The following is a 20,373-nucleotide window of genomic DNA, read 5'->3' as shown; positions in this document are numbered from 1 at the left end:
GATTGGAAAGTCAAAGTGAGATTGATAGAATTGCCAAGCACGACTCGTCAGACATGTTAGCTTCTAGAGCGTCTCAAGTGATACAAATATGGATATCCCGCAGCAAGAGCAACGCATCCTAGAATCTCTATCAACGCTCAGCTATCGGACGGGCGACCTGAAAAGCTACCTGAAAGAAATAACGCTGAGCGTGAGCCGTTTATTGCAGATCGATTGGTCAACAGTCACACTCTGCCAGGATGGATTTGAGCAGGTGTTAGCCAGTAGTCTTGACTTTGAGGGCATGGATCAGCTTTTCTCGCTGCATGGATCTGTCACCAATACCGTTGTGACGACCGGGCAAACGTTGACCGTTGAGGATGTGCGGCAAATTTCCGATGTGGGAGAAGTGCCAGACGGATATTTGTGTTACCTTGGTGTGCCACTGCGAACCGCGCAAGGTGAAACCATTGGGACAATTTGCTCGTTTCATCGTTCTCCGCGCCAGTTTAGTCACTCAGAAATTCGCACCGCAGAACTTTTTGCAGAACGGGCAGCAACCGCAATCGATAACTATCATCTCTATCAAGTCCAGATTCAATTCAACGAGCGACTTGAGACAGAAGTAGCGCAGCGCACCGCAGAGCTAAAAGCGGCACAGATCAAGCTGATGGAGCAAGAACGATTAGCTGCAATCGGAGAATTTACAGCCATGATCGTCCATGAAATTCGCAATCCGCTCACAACCCTGACAATGGGATTGAAGTATTCTCAGAAACAGTTGCATCATGAACTTGCCCAGGAACGTTTAGCCTTATCCCTGAGTGAAGCCCATCGCCTCGATCGGTTGTTGCGTGAACTGCTCATGTATGCCAAACCTCAAACGTTACAGCTTGAGGAATTGGAGCTAAATCACTGGCTGCAAACCGTCGTAGGTGAACTGTCAGAGTCCCAGGGACAGCAGATTAATTTCACTCATACTGCCGACGACACTAAGATCTTGGGCGATCGCGATAAGCTAAAACAGGTGATGGTTAATATTGTTCGCAATGCTTGTGAAGCAAGTCCATCTGAGGATGCTGTAGAGTGCAAAATCGAGATTTTAGATTCTTCTCGTGTTTGCATTCAAGTTTGGAATCAAGGTGAAGTCATTCCGCCTGAAGTTTTATCAAAACTGGGTCAGCCCTTCTTTTCGACGAAATCAGAAGGAACCGGACTGGGACTTGCGATCGTCAACCGCATTGTCAAAGCTCACGAGGGAGCATTCCTGATCCAGTCTAATGGCTCTGGAACTTGTGTGAGTGTTCAGTTGCCAATCCTCTAACTTTGCTTCTGAACATTGTAGGCTGTTAAACCATATCGACCTTCTACTAACTCAAATCTGACCTGCATTCCTGCTTGTAGCGTGCGATATCCCTCCCCTGGAATCGCTGTAAAGTTAAAGAAAACATCTTCACCCCCGTCGTCTCTGGCAATCATGCCGCTTCCTGCTTTGAGATCAAACCAACGCACAACGCCTTGTAGCACAGGTAACCCATTGTTTCCTAAACTTGGCGCACCGTCTAACCAGGTTTGTTGAGGGATACGAACTTGCTTCACGTCTGGCGTGTCGTAAGCCTCATAGCGATAGTCAGATCGAGTCTCCATCACCGCCCGTAAATCCTGTTGGAGTTCTTCGATCGTGGGGCGACCGACAAAAAACCAACCATTATAGATTTTGTGAATGCTGAGATCAGGACGTAGCACAAAGGTATAGGGTTGAGCGCGATACGCATAAGCTAATCGACATCTAGAATGCATAAAATAGGAGTTGAACGTTTACCTGCAAGCGACCCATGCCTATTGCACCATTTCTCAATTCAACTCAGAAAGAGAATCTGCAAACCGTCGTGCGGGAGAGTCCCGACCCGCATCAGCGACAACGCGCATTGATGCTGCTATTGAGAAACGACGGCAAAACCTATGAAGACATCAGCGCATTTCTCGGTTGTTCATATCGCAGCGTCGCCCACTGGTGTATTCAGGGCAATCCAGATGACCTGGAGAGTCTCAAAGATGAACGAAGGCATGGGAACTATCGAAAAGCGACTCCTGAATACATTGAGCAGTTGCTGAAGGTTGTGGAACAAGCACCCTCAGAATTGGGCTATGAGTTTGGTCGATGGAGTACCGCACGACTTGCGGCGCATCTGGCAAAGACGACGAAGATTGCCTTGAGTAGTCGGCAAGTGGAGCGGATCTTAAAGCAAAAAAAGTACGGCTACCTCTGGGCAAAGTCTAGCTTAGAGGAGCAGCAAGATGCACATCAGCGGCAGGCATTTCGGGCGCAATTGGAGCAAGAATTAGCCGCCACAATCGCAGCACCCAACCCGTTGCAGGTGTGGTTCTGGGATGAGAGTGGCTTTAGCCTCCGCACGATTCGACGCAAACAATGGGGAAAACGGGGAGCGCGCAAGTCAGTGTCGGGAAAACGCAGATGAGGACGAGTGAACGTGATGGGTGGATTGCGCTATCATGACCGTCGCCGTCAATGCTATTTCATCGAACAAGGCAACAGTGGAAGTTTCTATACCAGTCTTGAGAAACTGAATGCCTTCGTCAAGCAAGAGTGGGTAGCAGCAGGCAATTTAGATTCCGAGTTTGAACAAGTTGGACCGAAAGTTTTGTGAGTCCTCGACAATGCAAGCTATCACAAAAAGCAGGAAATTCTGGAGCAAATTGCGGCTGAGTTCCCGAATTTGAAACTGCTGTTTTTGCCGCCTTACAGTCCCGATTTCAACTTAATTGAGTTGGTTTGGCACTCATGCAAAGAGTTTATTGCCCATCGATTATTTCAATCGGTGGAAGAACTCACGTCGTTACTCGATCGCCTCCTGAACCAAGGTGAGTTGGTGATTCAATGGAAACGCAAAATCAAAAACAAAGGCAGTGCTTTGATTTCAGCCTGATCTTGCAAACCAAATGTCGTTCAGCTTAATCTCCTCCGGTTTCATCCAAAATATTAATTTGCTTGATCAATTCGCGGTTTTCATCGCTTAAGAAGTGCCATTGCGCTCCTAACCCGGCTCGAAAGGCGGCTTGCACGATCGGCGGATCAACGCTCACCGTGATTAACTTGCCATAGTTCACTGCGAGTTCGCTCTGAAACTGAACTAACTGCGGCAACTGCTGTCGCGCTGCTTCGCAGATACCCGCAAGGGGTCGCGGGGACAGAAAAAGCCTCGTGTAAAACACGAGAATCAGCGGATAACCGTCTGTGAAGCCGATGTAGCGATCCATTAAGCTCGGCTGCGTCAGATTGGAAAGTCTAATCAGTTCTTTGTCTTGGTTGGGAAGTTCAATATCTGGAAAGCGACCCCTTGCGGGTATCTCGAAGAGCGCGCCCACATTCAAGTTCGTTGTCATTGCTATCCTTACATATTGGGACAGGTTGGCATATCGGCTCCAATCAGTAGCCTGGCAAGACTTGGCAGTGCTTCCCCATAAGTGGGATGAATGTGAACCGATTGTTCAAGCATCTGCCAAGGCGCTCCAGCTTCCATCAACGCCAAAAAGACATGGACTAGCTCAGCCGTTTCATATCCAACCAGCGTTGCTCCTAAAATTAAATCAGTATCCGTATCGATGACCATGCGATAGAACCCCAGATCGTGCCCCCACTCAATCCCACGCGCGATATGAGCCATCGGCAAAGTTACTTCACGAGCATTCATCCCCTGTTTCTGAGCCTGCTCTAGCGTCATGCCAACTCGACCTACTTGAGGCTCTGTGTAAACCGCATAGCCCAAAACTCGATCGTGGCGCATCCGATGTTCACCACACAGAATCGCTTTCAAGCGGCGATAGTCTTCCCAAGAAACATGAGTGAAGGCAGGCTGCTTCGCGGCATCCCCGATCGCATACACTCCAGCACAAGTCGTTTGAAACTGATCGTCGATTTTAATGAAACCCTGTGAGTCTAATTCCACACCTGTTGAAGTAACATTCAATGCCTGAGTGTTCGGCTTGCGTCCGATCGCAATGAGCAATGCTTCCCCATCAACGACTTCGCCATTACTGAGTGTTACGGTAAACACGTCGTTTGTATAACGAACTTGCTGAACATTGACATTAAAATGCAGTCCGATGCCATCTCGCTCGAATGCCTCTGCAAGCACCTTACTAGCATCTGATTCTTCCTGAGCCAGCAAGCGATCGCCGCGCACGATCAATTCTGTTTTGCTGCCTAAACGCGCCATTCCCTGACCGAGTTCCAGTGCAATATAGCCTCCGCCTATGACTAACAAACGAGGCGGAAGCTGCTGTAAATCAAAGAAGTTTCGGTTTGTGAGATAAGGGGTTCCAGCTAAACCGGGAAAGTCACGAAGGGTAGAAGATGTCCCTGTATTGATCACCACGATCGGAGCTTGCACCGTCACCCCGCCGCCGCTCACCGTTTGCTCTCCAGTGAAAGTAGCTTCAGCACAAACGACTCTAACTCCTGCACTGTCTAGCCGCCGTTTAGAACCCTGGTTAAACTGACTGCGAATTCCCCGCACGCGCTCCATCACCGCCGGAAAATCTACCTCTATTTGCGCGTGTACACCCAGTTTTGCGGCTTGGTGAGCGCGACCGACAGCATGAGCCGCCGCCAAAAACGCTTTAGAAGGAGTACAACCGTAGTTCACGCAGCTTCCGCCCAAAGCATCCCGCTCAAACAAAACAACCTTCTGACCTGATGATGCAAAATCGGCAGCGAGTGGAATTCCGCCCTGCCCGCTCCCAATCACAATTACATCTGCTGTTTCCATCGTGACCTCTGTTGATAAAGTTGATGATAAAGTGAGCAATTGCGATGAATGCTTTTAGACTCCTTTAAATCCCATCCTGGCTTCAATTTTCATCTGCTCAACTTGTCGCACACATTGATGATTAAGTGACGTTTGAGCTTGATAAGTCCCAATTTGACTCAGCAGTAGACCGATTAAAATCACGCTACCGCCAATATATTGAGCTTGAGTCGGTACTTCATGCAGAATCCAGTAGGCAGCGAGAACCCCAATGATCGGAGTCGATGAACTGATAATCGATGCTGTCGAGACCATTGATGCTCTCAAGCCTCGATTCCAGAACGATTGCCCTAGTACAACAATGACTGCCCCATAGACTAGCATCCATTGCCAGAGAAAGGGTGAGAAAATACCTCTAAAATGGTCACTGCCATAGATCACTAATGCAGCGAAAAAGAAGACAAGGGTTCCGAGTGCCGTCCGAAAAATCCCGTAAATTCCTAACGGTAATTGAGAAAGCTGTTTCTTCACTACGATCGTTGAAATTGCTAAGGCGATCGCGCTAATTGCCGCCAATAATTCACCGATTCCAATCCTGGCAATGCCTATTTGCAGAGTAGAAGTAGGCTGCAAGAAGATAGTCAAACTTACGCCAACTAAGGCAACGATCGCGCCCATTGTCTCCCATCGGCTGACTCGCTCTTGTAGAAACCAGATCGAAAATGCCAGTGTTAACGGTGGCTCCAATCGTCCAACTAACACTACATTATTCACAGGCGTTGATGCTAGAGCTTGAAAGATCAAAGCCGGTGCGATCGCGCCTGCTAGAAGCGCTACAACGGTTAAGCTAATCCAATCGCGTTGAGAGATTCGCCTCAAATTTTCTAAATTCCACTGCCGCCCGTAAAGTGTAATCAGAACCAGCAACGCACACAGATTGCCCACAAACAAAACATTGCACAAGGAAATCGGATTTTGTCCATCCATAAAGTGTTGAGCGCCAATTTCTGTGAGCTTACGCGTAACTGCACTTGAAGCACCGAAGATTAAGACTGCCAGCCAGAGGTAGAGTTGTCCCGGAATGGTTTGGCGAGAACCCTGGCGGGGATCGCTTCGAGATTGCTGCGATTCTTTTAAGTTCATCAGGGTTTGATTGGCAAAATAAACCAGGTTCTCGCAATGCTTCTTATGGCGTGCGTGGAGCAGATTGAACGGTACAAGGTTTGATATCACACTGGAGTTCATACAGCTTTTGAATGTAGGATTCTTGCCAACTCAGCGGCACTTCGAGTAGCGCACGAGTTCCGGTGATGGCTTGTCCTAGAAAAAGCAGCGCTACGGCACTACTGACTACGATGTGAACGGTTCGCCAGCGTTGTGTCCGATCTTGGTAAATACTTTTCAGGATTGACAGCGAAAATATCATTAACAGCGATGCCGCAATCCCATAGTAATAGTGCGAAGTGTACCATTGATCTGTTTTGCGATACACACCATCTTGGCAGCCCAAAATCACTAATCCCATTCCAGCTAAAATTGCAAAAGTGGCTCTCCACTTGACTTGTTGGGCTTGATAGAGCAATGCGACCGATGCGATCGTCGCACCAAACAACAGCACAATGAATCCAACCTGAAACGAATTTGTGTTCCAAAGTTGCTCACCAATCACCTTGCCAAAAATATCATTTGCCAATGCAATCAGCGTGGCTCCGACTACAGCGACTGTCAGCCAGTGCCCAGTCTGAACATGCTCTTGCCCAACAACAGGGGGCACTTTACTTTTATCACCAGATACGAGTTGTAAGCGTCGCTGTCGAACTTTTAGCCCACGATTGGCGATGAGTCCCATCAATGGAAATACGATCGTAATGACAATCACGGGATGAAGCAGCAAAATAGCATCCTTAAAGTCCATAAAAAGCTCTCTTTGTAAGGTGAGAATAGCCTGATGACCAGATATGTTGCACAAGATGACTCCAGTATGAGCGCGATCGCTGAGGAGAATCTAAACGAATCCTGGTAGTTTTCTGAGTTTATGCAGTAAAAAATCTCAGCTAAAACTCAGCGTTTTCTCAGATAAAGATGCAGTTGTAATTTCTCGATCGTTTTCTCAGTGTAAATTAATCTTGCACTGTTTCAATGAAGGGGAATTCGGTTCAGAAACTTACCTTAGCCTTATGACATCACAGCAGTTCAAACAGCTTTTCTCAGTTTCGCGCTGGAAACGGGCGGCATATCCTCAAGTTGCCACATGGGTTATGCTCGGTGTCGTCATTGGTTCAGGCGCAATATCGGCAGCGTGGTTTGCGGGGCAAGGAACGATTAGCACCATTTTTCGACAGCTTAATATGCTCCAAGAGAGTCCTCCTATGTGGATTGAAGTGCCCATGATGGTTGGGCATTATCTATTGTTTTGGACAGTCTTATTGTTGCTTGGGGTGCTGCTGATTACAAAAGTCTCGCCGCGCCCTCAGCCCTGGTCACGAGTCTTTGTTGTAGGCATTTTGTTGGTACTGACAATTCGATATTTGCTTTGGCGATCGCTCACTACGTTGAATTTAAGTACACCCTTAAATGGAGTCTTTAGCATCGGATTGTTTGTTCTAGAATTGCTGATGTTAGCGGGGAGTATTATTCAACTCACGCTCTTGTTGCGAGTGCGCGATCGCAGAGCCGAAGCCGATCACGCTTCAATCAATGTTCTCAACCACACTTTTACACCGACTGTTGATATTTTAATTCCCACCTATAACGAGCCGACTTTTATTTTGAAGCGAACGATCATTGGCTGTCAGGCATTAGACTATCCCCACAAACGGATTTACCTACTCGATGACACACAGCGATCGCAAGTTCAAGAACTCGCAGAAGAGTTAGGCTGTGAGTATTTAACGCGCCCTGATCATCGTCATGCCAAAGCCGGAAATTTGAATCATGCAATCGCGCAGACAACTGGCGAATTAATTGTCGTGTTTGATGCAGACTTCATTCCAACTCAAAACTTTCTCAGTCGCACGGTCGGCTTTTTTCAACAGCCGCAAGTTGCCCTCGTTCAAACGCCGCAGACGTTTTACAATCCTGATCCGATCGCTTACAACCTAGGCTTAGAAGACATTCTCACCCCCGAAGAGGAAGTCTTTTATCGTCAGATTCAACCGTTTCGCGATGCCGCAGGTGGAGTCATTTGCTCAGGCACTTCGTTTGTCGTGCGTCGATCGGCATTAGCGGAAATTGGCGATTTCTTCACTGAATCGCTCAGCGAAGATTACTTTACTGGAATTCGACTTGCAGCTAGTGGCTATCAATTGGTCTATCTTGATGAGAAACTCAGCGCCGGATTAGCAGCAGAGAATATTGCAGCACAAGCACTTCAGCGAATTCGATGGGCACAAGGAACGCTACAAGCGTTCTTTATTCAGGCAAATCCGTTAACCATTCGAGGCTTACGTCCGATTCAACGCCTTGCCCATCTAGAAGGATTGCTGCACTGGTTTACTAGCATTTCGCGGCTGGGCTTTCTATTGATTCCACTAGCGTATGCGTTTCTAGGAGTGATTCCTATTCGAGCCACAACGGCTGAAGCCCTGTATTATTTCATCCCTTATTACTTTGTTCAGCTTACAACCACGGCTTGGCTCAATCATCGATCGCGCTCTGCACTGCTTGCCGATATTTACTCGCTTGTCTTATGTTTTCCCTTAGCATTGACCGTGATTCAGACCTTACTCAATCCATTCTCTAAAGGATTCAACGTCACACCAAAAGGAGAAACGAGCGATCGCTTTACCTTCAATTGGCAATTAGCGTTACCGTTAGTGGTGCTATTTTGCGCGAGTGCTTTAAGTTTGTGGATGAATCTGGGCGTTTACACGATGAGCGGAATGGCGCATCCTGACGTTTCATCTGAAATTGTAGAACAGTTTAAGGGATTGAGTTTGGGCTTGTTTTGGAGCCTTTATAACTTGTTGATGTTGAGCATTTCGCTGCTGATTTTGATTGATGCACCTCGTCCATCGCGCCATGAATGGTTTCAACTGCGTCGAACTGTTCGGCTGCAAGTTGGCGATCGACAATTCTGGGGCATGACAACTGTAATTTCAGAAGTAGGAGCAGAGATCGTTTTGACTCAAAAAGGGATTCCAGATTTACTCGATTTACAACCGATTACGATCGAGATCATGGAAGAGAATTTCCACCTTCAAGCACAGGTCGCGATCAGCAATCCACAACCCGAATTTCCCACCTTACGAGTCACGTTTGAGGCATTAGATTTAAACCAACAACGTCGTCTAGTTGAAGTCTTATTCTGCCGTCCGGGACAGTGGAAAAGCCGATGTGCGCCTGGAGAAGTGCGATCGCTGTGGCTACTCTTCCGAATCTTATTGAAGCCGAGAGTAATCTTTGACCGTCAGACTCGAATTCATGCGATCGCGGTCGCTCAAAGTTGAATCCACCTTCCCAGCAACCTGAGAGAATGCTGAGTTTTGTCTGAGAAGCTTCACACCATAAATTTATGAAGCCTACAGATTGAATTCAGCCGAACTTCAGGCGTAATCTACTATACTTCAAGCAGTCAAACCTGTTCAGCCAGTTCATTTTGACGTTATTTACGTTAGGAAAGCGACCATGAGTGCCCACATTCTGCTTGTTGAAGATGAAGTAAAACTCGCTCGATTTATTGAACTAGAGCTAACCAGCGAAGGGTATCAAGTGAGTGTTGCACATGATGGAATGTCTGGTCTGACTCTTGCTCGTGAAGCTACGCTTGATTTAGCAATTTTCGATTGGATGCTGCCAAATCTCACCGGAGTCGAACTGTGTCGCCGTTTGAGAGCCACTGGGAGTAAAGTGCCTGTCATGTTGTTGACCGCAAGAGATGAAGTTGGCGATCGAGTGACGGGTTTAGATGCAGGAGCCGATGATTACATCGTCAAGCCCTTCAGCATTGAGGAACTTCTGGCAAGAGTGCGTGCCCATTTGCGACGGACACAAGAGACTGACGAAGCTACCTTGCAGTTTGAAACATTGAAGCTGAATCGTAAAACGCGCGAAGTGTATCGCGGAGTGAGAGCGATCGAGTTGACCGCAAAAGAATTTGATCTATTAGAGTACCTGCTGAGTCACCCTCGGCAAGTTTTTACACGAGATCAGATTCTTGAAAGCGTTTGGGGCTACGACTTCATGGGCGATTCCAACATTATTGAAGTCTATGTTCGATACTTGCGCCTGAAGCTAGAAGAAAATCACGAGCCTCGTCTCATACATACAGTGCGAGGAGTTGGCTATGCCCTGCGAGAATAGTTTACGAGAGTAGTTTAGGGTTGCGGGATAGTCGGCAACTGAACGCTTACCGTTATTCCTGCCGTAGAGGAGTTGATCGTCAATTCTCCACCATGCGCTGTGACAATTCGTTTGACGATCGCTAAACCCAATCCAGTTCCAGAAGGCTTCGTTGAGCAGAATGGCGTAGTCAATTGCAATAAGATTTCTGGCGGAATCGGATCGCCGTTGTTGTGGATATTGAGGCAAACTTGCTCTGAATGAGAACTGCCAACAATTTCACAACTGACTTTCTCTCCAGGATGAATGGCTTCAAAAGCATTCCGAACTAGATTAATGAAAACCTGCTTCAACTTGTTAACATCCGCTAAAACATAGATGTCTGGCGGTAGATGGGTGAGTTCTACAGAACGTTCAGCCGCTTCCGGCATTTCCCCAAGGTCGATGAGCAACTCAGTCAAGAAAGCACTGATATTTAGTTTTGATAGCTTTAATACTTGTGGTTTTGCATAGAGCAAGATTTCATTCAGCAGATGTTTCAAGCGCTGAGATTCATTGAGAGCCAGGGCAAGTCGTTGTTGATCCGTTGCAGAAGATAACTTCTTTTTGGCATGGTTCAATCCCATGTCGATCGTCGTTAGAGGATTCCGAATCTCATGGACAATTGAACTCGTAAATTCGCCGATTTCAGCCAGTTGTTCTCGATTTGCCAATTCTGCCTGAATCGCTTCCTGTTCTCGATTGCAAGCTGTGATTTCTTGTTGCAAACCGCGATCGAGTTGTTGCTGCTGCTGACGCAGGGGGTCTCGATCGCCCAATTGAGAAGATTTTAGAACACGCGATCTTCGTCCACCAAGCTGGGTGTTCTGAAAATTCATAGTTGTCTCCAAGAATGAGAGCGAGCAAAGCAATAACAGCAGCTTAGGATGTCTGCAAGGAAAGCGTCCTTGATTCAAATCAAGGTTGGCAAACTTTTAGATTGTCTTAATAATGAATGCTGCATCAAAATGTAAATGATACAGTAGTGCAGGCTACTAAATTAGCCGCAAATTGCGCTTGTCGCGTTCGATCGTGCCTTCATTTTCTAGCTGGGTCAACGCTCGTGATAGCGATTCAGGACTAATGCCAAGGTCGTAGGCGATCGCTTTCAAGGGCTGCTCCAGCACGATGCTTTTCTGATCGGAAGGAATAACAAAACGCAAGTAGTGCAGCACTCGATCGCGGGCTGAGTGAATTCCCCGCAATTCCAACATGACTTTTGTGGTGTGGAGTCGGTGGGCAATCTGCGCCATAAAAGAGGTCGCAAAGTCTGGATTATACTGAAGTGCTGCCAAAAATGCTTGCTTTGGAAAAACGAGAACCTCGGTGCGTTCTGCTGCGATCGCACTGCAAGTATAGCGGTCTAGAAACAGAATAACTTCTGCTAAAACTTCGCCAACTATGACTGGATAATGATTTACGACCTGACCGCTTTCAGTATACTGCAACAACTGAACTCGCCCAGTTTTGATGGCATATAGGGTCGCAGCGACTTCACCAGCATGAAACAAGTGTTCTCCAGGCTGCAAAACCTGGTAAGTCAAGACGGATTGTAGCTGAATCGGTAATTGATCAAAATTCGAGAAGTCGATAGAGTCACGCATACAAAAATAACGATTCTGGGTAATAGACAAGCTTTCATTTTCAGTCTCAACATACCCTAAGATCTGAAGCCAAGCTCAAAGCAGTCAAAAAACGGCGTGTTCGGCATGATCCCACTGGTTTTCAGCTAGTTCTAAGCTTGTTTTCAGATCATCTGAAGCTTCGTCGGACATGATGATGAAATAGAGTTTTCTACCACAGTGTTTTATGGAAACGCGCATTCTCCTAGTTGAAGATCAAATCAATCTCGCTCACTTTATTGCCCTAGAACTCAATGCTGAAGGCTATCAAGTCAGTGTCAAACACGACATTAGAACTGGATTAATCGCCGCTCAAGTCTGGAATCCAGATGTGATTGTAGTGAGTTGGGATTTACCCAAAGAAGCTGGAATGAGCTTACATTACCAACTTCGAGTCGAGGGCAATCAAGTGCCAATGATCGGCATGACAGTAGACCCTAAGCGCGATCTGCCTCAGCAGATATCTCTTCGAGATCGTGTCTTTCCACACGAACAAGATATCATCTCTTGGCTTGCAAAACCATTTTCGATGAACGATCTATTCAATGCTATCCAACAAACTTGTAGACAGTCCATGCTGAAAATTTCGCCAAACTGAGAATTTGCTGAGAAATAGCTGAGGCATTTCTTATCAGGCTATCAGCTTTATGCGTGAAACTTCTTAGCAACTTATCATTTCTGCTTATTGCTTCTAAATCACAATCATTAAAAGGCATCAGACCTCCCTTACGAGAGCGCTTCACCATGCAGCAGGATACCGTCATGAGAGAAACAACTCTGCCAACCGTAATTTTGGGTGCTGGCTTTACAGGGCTATTTGCGACGTTGCACCTTTGCCAGCGCCGCTATCCACAGCACATTGTACTCATCGATCGAGCCGAGCGGTTTGTCTTTAAACCCTTGCTATACGAACTGCTAAGCGGCGAAATGACGGATATTCAAGTTCAGCCTCGCTATGCCGATTTATTTGAGTGTGATAGCGTAACGTTTGTGCAAGATGATATTCATACTATTGATTTAGAGCAACGACAAATCAAACTAGTATCAGGACTCTACTATCGATATAGTAATCTTGTCTTGGGGTTAGGAAGTGTTCCGACCTACTTTGGGATTAAAGGGGCTGAGGCTCATACCTTCTCGTTTCGGACTGGAGAAGATGCGATCGCATTAAGGCGACAGTTGCGGAATTGTCTTCAGCGCGCCACTCAAGCGAGTGATGATCAGCGACAAGCCTGGTTAACGATCGCCATCGTGGGAGCGGGGCCGTCAGGACTAGAAATGGCAGCAACGCTCGCAGATTTACTTCCCAAATGGTACGATCGATTGCATGGAAATCCGCAAGAGATTCGGATCATTGTGCTGAATCGGAGTCGCGAAATTCTCAAAGGTGACATCAATGGGCATCTACGGGAAATCGTTCAAAACGCGCTTCTATCACGAACGGTAACTGTAGAAATTATCCAAGGCGTTACTGTTAAGTCGGTTTCTCCAGATACTTTAGAGTATGAGCAGAATCGAGAAGTCAAAACCCTTCGCACTGCAACTGTCATTTGGACGGCAGGAAATGGGTTGCACCCGCTGGTTCAGCAACTAGAGATTGCGCCAGAGAAGCGCGATCGCACAGGTCGTCTTTGTGTAACTCCCACGCTCCAACTTCCAGACTTTCCCGAAGTGTTTGTTGGGGGAGATTGTGCTGTGTTAGAAAACCCCCTACCTGCGACGGCTCAAGTTGCTTATCAACAAGGGGCAGCGATCGCACACAACTTACATGCGATCGCACAGGGGCAGCCGCCTAAACCTGCGACGATCGCACTGCGAGGCACCTTAATGAAATTGGGACTAGGCGAGAGCGTTGCCAACCTCTACGATCGAGTTCCGATTACGGGACGGGCTGGTCATTTGGTTCGGCATGGAACCTATCTCGAACTGCTGCCTGTGTATGTTCACAACTTCAAAACAACAGTAGGCTGGATCACTGATGAACTGTTCCAGCATCACGGGCAGTTTGCGTCTAAGACTCAAAAACCAATGCGATCGCTGAGGCGAGTTGGAGATATTGCGGCTGCGATCGTCGTTGCAAGTAGTGGACTTTTACTCTGGCGGGCTGCTCAACCGACTCAGTTTGAACAAGCATTGCAGCCAACCCAGCTTCCCGCATTGCTGAATCGACTTCAGCAAAAATAGAGATCAACATCTCTGTACAACCTTCACATCACTTTAATTTGGAGACCTCTCATGATTTTAGATACTCACAATGAACGTGGCTTACGGAAAGAACGCAGCCTATTCAGACTTTCGCTCACCACAATGCGCGTTTTGTTGGGAATCTTCTTCATTCTGTCTGGGATTGCTAACTACCTCTATTTCAATGCTCCAGGCGGCTTCTTTGAAACGGTAACGCAACTCAAGCTCAAGCTATGGGGCTGGGGATTTGAAGGGATTGGTCCGCTCCCTGCGATTCTTGCCGTTCCCTATGCCTATCTATTACCGACCACCGAGATGATTGTAGGCATCTTATTTGTGATCAATCGCTTTGTGCGATGGGCAGGAATTGTCATGATGCTCATGCTGTTTAGCTTTATCATAGCATTCGGTCTAATCGGCCCGGATGGATTGATCCCAAATAATCAGGGGAATTGGGATAAGAACGTTTTTATGTTGATAGGGGCTTGGATTTGTGCGGCCTACGATCATTACCTGGTGACTCGTCGAGAAAAATCAACCGAACTTTAGACTTTTCTCAGCGAATTGTGTAGAAGTTATCAGGTCTTACTCAGAAGATTCTCAGCAACCTCATGCAAGATAAGAACTAGTTTCAACCTGATTTCTACACGGCTCTTAACGATATAGACTTCTATCTCGCAATCTGAACTATCTCTACGTCGTGTGACTATCTCAAACTTAAAGAGCTTTGAGAAGAGCTGTTCAACCTTCATCAGAAAGCCATTTGGGGCATTTGCCCTAGCTGATTTGATTCACCTAATCTATTGGAGACGATCCATGCAACGCTTCATTTACAGCAGCTTCTCTGCCCTTATTCTTGCAGCCGCAACCCTTGCTCCCGTAGCCCAAGCAACGCAGCCACTCGTAGATTCCGCCGCATTCAACAGAATGGAGTTTAGTTTTACGGCTCCCTTTATTAGCAGTTCTGCTTTATTGAACAACCATCACGTCATTCGAGTCATGGTGGTTGGCATGGCGTTGGAAGATTTACGGCTTTCTATTCCGCCCCAAATGACGAAGTTCAATCAGGTTCGGGTTACAGATAGTTTGGGCAAAGCGATTCCAGCCAAGATTGCAGCGAGTAAAGAGCGAGTTACGATCGCCTTTGATCAACCTGTTCAACCTGGCACGACACTATCAGTAGAAATTGACGGGATTCGTACTGAACAAGAAGCAGGGGAGATTTTACTCTATGGCGTAACGGCTAAACGAGTTGGGCTTGCGGGAGACATCCCAATTGGGACAGCCCGAATCCAAGTTCCTAGTTTCTAGTCGAGGTTAACGCAGTTTTTAGGTAATGTTTTGTCAGCAATTCAAGCATAGAGGGTAGCTATCAAAGAGCTTCAACTTGGCGTAGAGTCTGAACCATAGGCTCTACGCCAATTTATTATCTACCTAATTTGATCGTAAGGTTCATGGAGTGTAATGATTCGCTTGGCGCGAATGATCATTCCCTCTGCTTGCAGTTGTTTTAAAGTACGAGAAAACCCTTCAGGACTAATACCCAAGCTTTGAGCAGTTCGTTTAAGTGACTGTTCTAGCCGCACGGTTCTTGTTGTCGGATCTGCCATAAAACGAAGATAGTGCAAAATTCGCTCTCGTGTGGATCGCATTCCGCGAATCTCTAACATTACCTTGGTTAGATGTAATCGATGAGTGAGATGTCTCATGAATGCCGTGAATAAAGCGTAGTCCTGCTGTAGCGATCGCCAAAATTCTGATTTAGGGAATACCATCACTCGTGTTGGTTCTTCTGCGAGCGCGTTGCATCCATAAGCATCCTTGAATAGAGCAACTTCCACGAAAAATTCTCCAGCGTGAACTTGGTATTGCTCAATGGATTGACCTTCATCCGTGTCAAGGAAGAGCCGAATTCTACCTGACAAAACAGCAAAGATAGAATGCACTGCATCATTCTGGTGAAAGAGATGCGCTCCCTGTGATAAATCTTGATACGTGATCACCGATCGCAAATTAGGAGGGAGCTGTTTAAGATCCAAAAAATTCATAGTGTTCAAGAAAGGAATACCCTGCCGTAGGAGTTCCATCCCCTGTCTAGAAAGGCTTGCTATTAATGCCTCTAGTAGCAAATTCAGGATGGAATCTAACTACTATCAATAAAGTTTCTGAGCTATAGCTGAGTAGCAATTGAACCCTGCATAAAACTTTCAAAAGGAACGTAACTTCCCTAAGAGCTGTCTAAGAGTTCTCTGAGAAATCTTGATTCAAGTTTCGCCGCTGCATGAGTTCCTGAGAACCAACTGAATCTTTCCTGATAAATTCATCTGAATAAATTCAGACAACTCCTAGTTCCGTTTCAGAAAAATCTCAGGTTGCTCTGAGATGCTCTTGTAAAGATGAGGAAGACGGCTTGCTCTTAACTTCTCTTGAGTTGATCTTCTCATCTAGCATTTCAATTCATCCATCAATCGATAGGAACTTCCCACGATGAAACTTACTTCTTTACTAACGACAGCTTCAACCATGGTTATCCTGGCTGGAACGCTTGCAGTTTGGGATAGTCCGCTCAAAGCGATCGACCCTCAGCTTGTTCAAGCTTCTGCTCAAGCCATGAAAGATGCAACGGGTTTGACCGCTCAACAAAAGATTACCAAAATCACTCAGCACAAAGGGCAGTTCGGCGGCGGCGATGAACTGCGTCGCTACTTTTTTGGAGATTTAGAACCAATTGGAATTCAGCCGGGGGGCGCAGGAATGGTTGTGAATCTCTACAACAAAGCCAACAATGTCACCGTTGCCTATTGCTCGACTTATGATGTCGTCGTTGCCATTAAAGCCGGAAGAGTGCCCAAGTTTTCGGCAAATGAAGTTAAGTAAGATTTTATAGCTCTGCCTGGGAGATGATTGAGTCTAAGTTGAGAAAATTCTCAGTCTAGACTCAGTAAATCTCTGATGATGTGCCAGAACAGAGCGTAATCGGCTGCAAGTGTAGCTTAGACGATATTGAGAAGACCAAGATTCTGAATTGTTTGGAGAATCATCCATTCATATCACTCGTTCATTTTGAAATGTTAGACTAACGTAAAGTTAATCGTCTCCATTATGAGTAAATTCGATGAATTCGCTGAGTCAGGTTTTAAGTCGATGGAGTAGAGCGAGGCGGAAACTCTTTGATCCTACCTCATTGCTATTTCGGCTCGTTGTCAGCGTTATTGCCATTTGTGCGATCGCTCTCACCAGCTACAGGATGTTCAGCCATTGGAGCATCCAAACGGTGCTGATGATGTACTCAGAGGATCTGAGTGCTGACCAATTTCGCAGGATTGCAGAGCAATTAGTGTCACTCAGCTTCATTGTGATCAGCGCGATGGTCGTCGCAGTTTTGGGCATGATTTGGCTCTTGCTGCGTCCTTTACATCAGTTTAAGCACTGGGTCAAAACCACGTCAACTGAGGCTCAGTCGGATTCATTTAATGCGCGTTATGCCCCCACTGAAGTTCGAGTTTTAGCGCAGGCTTGGAATGAGATGTTGAGACAACGGGCAGCCGTCAGACACCAACAGCGCCAATTTGTCAGTAATGTTGCACACGAACTTCGATCGCCGTTGAGTTTGGTCTACGGCTATCTTCAACGTGTGCCACAACGTATTCCAAATTTATCCCAAGTTCAGCAAGAAAGTCTAGCCATGGCAACGACAGAAGCTGAAAGAATGACGCTGATTCTGCAAGACCTGATCGATCTGGCTCGTGCAGAAAGTCTTGATATCTCGATCGCTCAGGAACCCGTAATTCTAAATGAGTTTGTGCGAGACATTGCGAATCTGACTGAGAAGTTTGATCATGGCAATCTTCAAACCGAAATCGCACCTTTTCCGATTCGAGTCCAAACGCATCGAGATTATCTGATGCAAATTCTCAATCATCTGGTTCAAAATGCGATTCGACATTCTGAACCCGATGCACCGATTCTGATTCGCTTGACTCAGGTGGATGACGCTGCAATTCTTCAAGTTAGAGATCGCGGGGAAGGGATTCCTCAGTCGCAACAAGAATTAATTTTTGAACCGTTTCATCGCGTTGATCCGTCCCGAACTCGTGAGACTGGAGGAACGGGATTAGGACTTACGATCGTCAAAACTTTAGTCGAAAAGCTGGGAGGAACGATCTCTATCAATTCTACTCCTGGCATAGGCACAGAATTTACATTAACGCTGCCAGCATTGGGAAATCGAGTATAAGTATCTTTTTCCTGATTATGGCTCTCGAACCACATATCCGATTCCACGAATAGTATGAATCACTCGCGTTCCACTGTGTTGTTCAAGCTTTAATCGCAAGTATCGAACGTATACTTCAATCACGTTAGAATCGCCCACAAAGTCATATCCCCAAACATTCTCAAGAATTTGCTCCTTTGTAAAAACCTGCTGAGGAGACCGCATCAAATAGACGAGTAAATCGAACTCTCTGACCGTTAAGTTGATCAGGCGATCGCCGCGAAAAACTTGGTGAGTCAGCAGATCAAGTCGTAAGTCTGCAAACTGCAAGACTTGTTCATTGGCTTCCTGAGTTCGACGTAGATGTGCCCGCACTCGTGCCAGAAGCTCTTCAACGCTAAAGGGTTTCGTTACATAGTCATCCGCTCCCGCATCGAGTCCTAAAACGCGATCTTCCACTTCATCTTTTGCGGTGAGGAGAATGATCGGAATTTTGCTTCCCGTTGTTCTCAGGCGGCGGCAAAGTTCTAGCCCAGATAATCCAGGGAGCATCCAATCTAGAATGGCAAGATCGGGAGAAGATTGCCGTGCGATCGTTAAGCCAGTCATCCCATCATGAGCCACACTCACCTGATATCCTTCACTATCGAGTTCAAGCGCAATAAACTGAGCTAGTGCAACTTCATCTTCAACTAAAAGAATATGAGCCATGAGTCTGTTCAAATGAGTGACTTGATCTGGGATACCCGAAGAACAACGTGGGCGTAATTCTAATTTGATTGCTAGTATAAAATTTCATGCTGAAAATAATCTGAGCGATCTATGAGAGTTACCTGAGAACTAATTTCTATAGATAGACATTTACGGCAGCAGTAGAATTGCACTAGAATTTGTTAAGGCAAGACTCTAAGCTGCTAAGTTATTGAACAAGATGAATAACAAGTATTCGTTTATCGGTGGTCAGCAAGGCACATGGCAAGTAATCGATGTGCGAGGTGTCTGGGGAGCAAGCTTAGAACGGGTTGAACGAGTAAATGTAGTGAATGAAGCTGTTGTGACATTGCCCGTTAAAAGTTCGTGGGTGCTGCAAAGTTTTACGAGTAATATGCGCTACGCTAAGCGGGATGAACTGACTATGCTTCAGGCAATTCAGCCTAGGCTAAATCGTTCGGAAGCAATTTCCGCTGTGCTCATTCCGATCAAAAAATCTGCTCAATGGTGGGAAATGGCGCAAGATGAGCGGCGAGCGATTTTTGAAGAAGAGTCTCATCATACAGCCGTAGGTTTAGAGTATCTGCCTGGGGTGGCGCGACGGCTGTTTCACTGTCGCGATCTTGGAGAACCATTTGATTTTCTCACCTGGTTTGAATTTGCGCCGGAACATACTCAAGCATTTGATCAATTGCTGGTGCGAATGCGGGCTAGCAAAGAGTGGGAATATGTAGAGCGAGAAGTTGAAGTTCGCCTAGAGCGAAAATAGACAGGATGCGAGGTTAAAGCACGGGAAGATCAACACTGACGATCGTGCCTGCACTAGAAGATGCGATCGTCAGTTCCCCCTCATGCGCGACGAGGATTCGCTCTGAAATGGCTAGACCCAATCCTGTGCCAGAAGGCTTTGTTGAGCAGAACGGCAAGGTCAGTTGAGGCAGCAGTTCCGCCGGAATCGGAGTACCGCCATTCTGAATTCGAATACAAATCGAGTCTGAGCGAATCCCAGGGCTAACAAAACAATCGACGGTTTCATCAGCCGCGATCGCTTCTAGGGCATTCCGAAATAAATTTAGAAAAACTTGTTTCAATTTATCGGCATCTGCCATTACTTCTATATTTGGAATCTCATTGACATAGCTGGTCTGGCGCTCAGCAGCTTCGGGGAGATCTTGAATCTGGATCAAGAGAGCGTTGAGGAATTCATCAAGATTCAGTGCTGAACGGTTCAAGATTTGAGGTTTTGCATAGGACAAAATTTCATTTAAGAGGTGATTGAGACGATGGGACTCGCTCAAGGCAAGGGCAAGACACTGCTGATCGCTGTCAGATTGCATGACTTTTTGGGCATGGGTCAAGCCCATCACAATCGTGGTCAGAGGATTCCGCACCTCATGGACAATCATTGCGGTAAACTCACCAATGGCAGCTAAACGCTCGCGTTCAATCAACTTCTCTTGAGACTGTTGTAGATCAACCGAACAATTAGCAACTTCTTGAGATAGCTGCTGATTGCAATAGACCTTTCCGAGAATTTACAAGCGAGACTGCTGCTGGGTTTGAGGTCATTCCA

The 20,373-nt window shown here is 46.5% G+C and carries 20 protein-coding genes and 1 pseudogene; 11 read left to right on the top strand and 10 right to left on the bottom strand.

Annotated features, from left to right (window positions below; all coding sequences use genetic code 11):
• Positions 1–88: 88 nt before the first annotated feature.
• The gene (locus ACKFKF_RS17795; RefSeq protein ID WP_446868908.1) at positions 89–1,303 is read left to right on the top strand and encodes an ATP-binding protein; all 1,215 of its coding nucleotides are present in this window, start codon (positions 89–91) and stop codon (positions 1,301–1,303) included.
• Here ACKFKF_RS17795 and ACKFKF_RS17790 read toward each other — a convergent pair.
• Positions 1,300–1,779: a cold shock domain-containing protein gene (locus ACKFKF_RS17790; RefSeq protein ID WP_446868907.1), complete on the bottom strand. Its 480-nt coding sequence runs from the start codon at positions 1,777–1,779 to the stop codon at positions 1,300–1,302. The two genes, ACKFKF_RS17795 and ACKFKF_RS17790, sit on opposite strands and share 4 nt — an antisense overlap.
• A gap of 35 nt (positions 1,780–1,814) precedes the next feature.
• Between ACKFKF_RS17790 and ACKFKF_RS17785 the strand changes: the two are divergent.
• Positions 1,815–2,927: pseudogene (locus ACKFKF_RS17785) on the top strand (IS630 family transposase).
• Positions 2,928–2,952: 25 nt separating this feature from the next.
• On the opposite strand, the gene ACKFKF_RS17780 reads toward ACKFKF_RS17785, so the two are convergent.
• Genes ACKFKF_RS17780 through ACKFKF_RS17765 form a run of 4 tightly spaced genes read right to left on the bottom strand, consistent with a single transcriptional unit; the run spans position 2,953 to position 6,663 of the window.
• Positions 2,953–3,384 carry a redoxin domain-containing protein gene (locus tag ACKFKF_RS17780; RefSeq protein WP_446868906.1) on the bottom strand — a complete coding sequence of 144 codons (432 nt, stop codon included), beginning with the start codon at positions 3,382–3,384 and terminating at the stop codon, positions 2,953–2,955.
• Positions 3,385–3,392: 8 nt separating this feature from the next.
• Complete coding sequence (locus tag ACKFKF_RS17775) at positions 3,393–4,769, bottom strand: dihydrolipoyl dehydrogenase family protein (RefSeq protein ID WP_446868904.1); 1,377 nt, start codon at positions 4,767–4,769, stop codon at positions 3,393–3,395.
• Positions 4,770–4,823: 54 nt separating this feature from the next.
• The gene (locus ACKFKF_RS17770; RefSeq protein ID WP_446868903.1) at positions 4,824–5,891 is read right to left on the bottom strand and encodes a DMT family transporter; all 1,068 of its coding nucleotides are present in this window, start codon (positions 5,889–5,891) and stop codon (positions 4,824–4,826) included.
• Positions 5,892–5,934: 43 nt separating this feature from the next.
• Complete coding sequence (locus tag ACKFKF_RS17765; RefSeq protein WP_446868901.1) at positions 5,935–6,663, bottom strand: DUF4079 domain-containing protein; 729 nt, start codon at positions 6,661–6,663, stop codon at positions 5,935–5,937.
• Positions 6,664–6,925: 262 nt separating this feature from the next.
• Here ACKFKF_RS17765 and ACKFKF_RS17760 point away from each other — a divergent pair, with 262 nt between their 5' ends.
• On the top strand, positions 6,926–9,196 hold the full coding sequence (locus ACKFKF_RS17760; RefSeq protein WP_446868900.1) for a glycosyltransferase: 2,271 nt from the start codon (positions 6,926–6,928) through the stop codon (positions 9,194–9,196).
• Positions 9,197–9,374: 178 nt separating this feature from the next.
• Positions 9,375–10,049 carry a response regulator transcription factor gene (locus ACKFKF_RS17755; protein ID WP_446868899.1) on the top strand — a complete coding sequence of 225 codons (675 nt, stop codon included), beginning with the start codon at positions 9,375–9,377 and terminating at the stop codon, positions 10,047–10,049.
• Between the two features lie 14 nt (positions 10,050–10,063).
• Here the strand turns inward: ACKFKF_RS17755 and ACKFKF_RS17750 are convergent, their stop codons facing one another.
• Positions 10,064–10,906, bottom strand: coding sequence for a sensor histidine kinase (locus tag ACKFKF_RS17750; protein ID WP_446868898.1), 843 nt, complete (start codon positions 10,904–10,906; stop codon positions 10,064–10,066).
• A gap of 156 nt (positions 10,907–11,062) precedes the next feature.
• Positions 11,063–11,671, bottom strand: a complete 609-nt coding sequence (locus ACKFKF_RS17745) for a Crp/Fnr family transcriptional regulator (protein ID WP_446868897.1) — start codon at positions 11,669–11,671, stop codon at positions 11,063–11,065.
• 205 nt (positions 11,672–11,876) lie between these two features.
• Between ACKFKF_RS17745 and ACKFKF_RS17740 the strand changes: the two genes are divergently transcribed.
• The 4 genes from ACKFKF_RS17740 (at position 11,877) to ACKFKF_RS17725 (ending at position 15,184) form a co-directional block, all read left to right on the top strand.
• Positions 11,877–12,287, top strand: coding sequence for a response regulator transcription factor (locus ACKFKF_RS17740; protein ID WP_446868896.1), 411 nt, complete (start codon positions 11,877–11,879; stop codon positions 12,285–12,287).
• Positions 12,288–12,451: 164 nt separating this feature from the next.
• Entirely contained in the window at positions 12,452–13,873 is a 1,422-nt protein-coding gene (locus tag ACKFKF_RS17735) for an NAD(P)/FAD-dependent oxidoreductase (RefSeq protein ID WP_446868894.1), read from the top strand.
• A 51-nt stretch (positions 13,874–13,924) separates the two neighbouring features.
• The gene (locus ACKFKF_RS17730; protein ID WP_446868893.1) at positions 13,925–14,422 is read left to right on the top strand and encodes a DoxX family protein; all 498 of its coding nucleotides are present in this window, start codon (positions 13,925–13,927) and stop codon (positions 14,420–14,422) included.
• Positions 14,423–14,689: 267 nt separating this feature from the next.
• The gene (locus ACKFKF_RS17725) at positions 14,690–15,184 is read left to right on the top strand and encodes a hypothetical protein (RefSeq protein WP_446868892.1); all 495 of its coding nucleotides are present in this window, start codon (positions 14,690–14,692) and stop codon (positions 15,182–15,184) included.
• Positions 15,185–15,303: 119 nt separating this feature from the next.
• Here ACKFKF_RS17725 and ACKFKF_RS17720 read toward each other — a convergent pair whose 3' ends face one another.
• Complete coding sequence (locus ACKFKF_RS17720; protein ID WP_446868891.1) at positions 15,304–15,921, bottom strand: Crp/Fnr family transcriptional regulator; 618 nt, start codon at positions 15,919–15,921, stop codon at positions 15,304–15,306.
• A gap of 475 nt (positions 15,922–16,396) precedes the next feature.
• Between ACKFKF_RS17720 and ACKFKF_RS17715 the strand changes: the two genes are divergently transcribed.
• Both ACKFKF_RS17715 and ACKFKF_RS17710 read left to right on the top strand, forming a co-directional pair.
• Positions 16,397–16,750, top strand: a complete 354-nt coding sequence (locus tag ACKFKF_RS17715) for a hypothetical protein (RefSeq protein WP_446868890.1) — start codon at positions 16,397–16,399, stop codon at positions 16,748–16,750.
• 238 nt (positions 16,751–16,988) lie between these two features.
• Positions 16,989–18,110 (top strand): sensor histidine kinase, encoded by a 1,122-nt coding sequence (locus tag ACKFKF_RS17710; RefSeq protein WP_446868889.1) that lies wholly within the window; start codon positions 16,989–16,991, stop codon positions 18,108–18,110.
• Positions 18,111–18,125: 15 nt separating this feature from the next.
• Here ACKFKF_RS17710 and ACKFKF_RS17705 read toward each other — a convergent pair whose 3' ends face one another.
• A complete protein-coding gene (locus ACKFKF_RS17705; RefSeq protein ID WP_446868888.1) occupies positions 18,126–18,800 on the bottom strand; it encodes a response regulator transcription factor in 675 nt (224 codons plus the stop codon).
• A 220-nt stretch (positions 18,801–19,020) separates the two neighbouring features.
• Between ACKFKF_RS17705 and ACKFKF_RS17700 the strand changes: the two genes are divergently transcribed.
• Positions 19,021–19,569 (top strand): chlorite dismutase family protein, encoded by a 549-nt coding sequence (locus ACKFKF_RS17700; protein ID WP_446868887.1) that lies wholly within the window; start codon positions 19,021–19,023, stop codon positions 19,567–19,569.
• A gap of 13 nt (positions 19,570–19,582) precedes the next feature.
• Here the strand turns inward: ACKFKF_RS17700 and ACKFKF_RS17695 are convergent, their stop codons facing one another.
• On the bottom strand, positions 19,583–20,251 hold the full coding sequence (locus tag ACKFKF_RS17695) for a two-component system sensor histidine kinase NtrB (RefSeq protein WP_446868886.1): 669 nt from the start codon (positions 20,249–20,251) through the stop codon (positions 19,583–19,585).
• Between the last annotated feature and the right edge of the window lie 122 nt (positions 20,252–20,373).

Source organism: Phormidesmis sp. 146-12 (assembly GCF_052939495.1).
The sequence above is the reverse complement of the archived record's forward strand: the minus strand, read 5'-3'. Positions and strand labels throughout refer to the sequence as shown.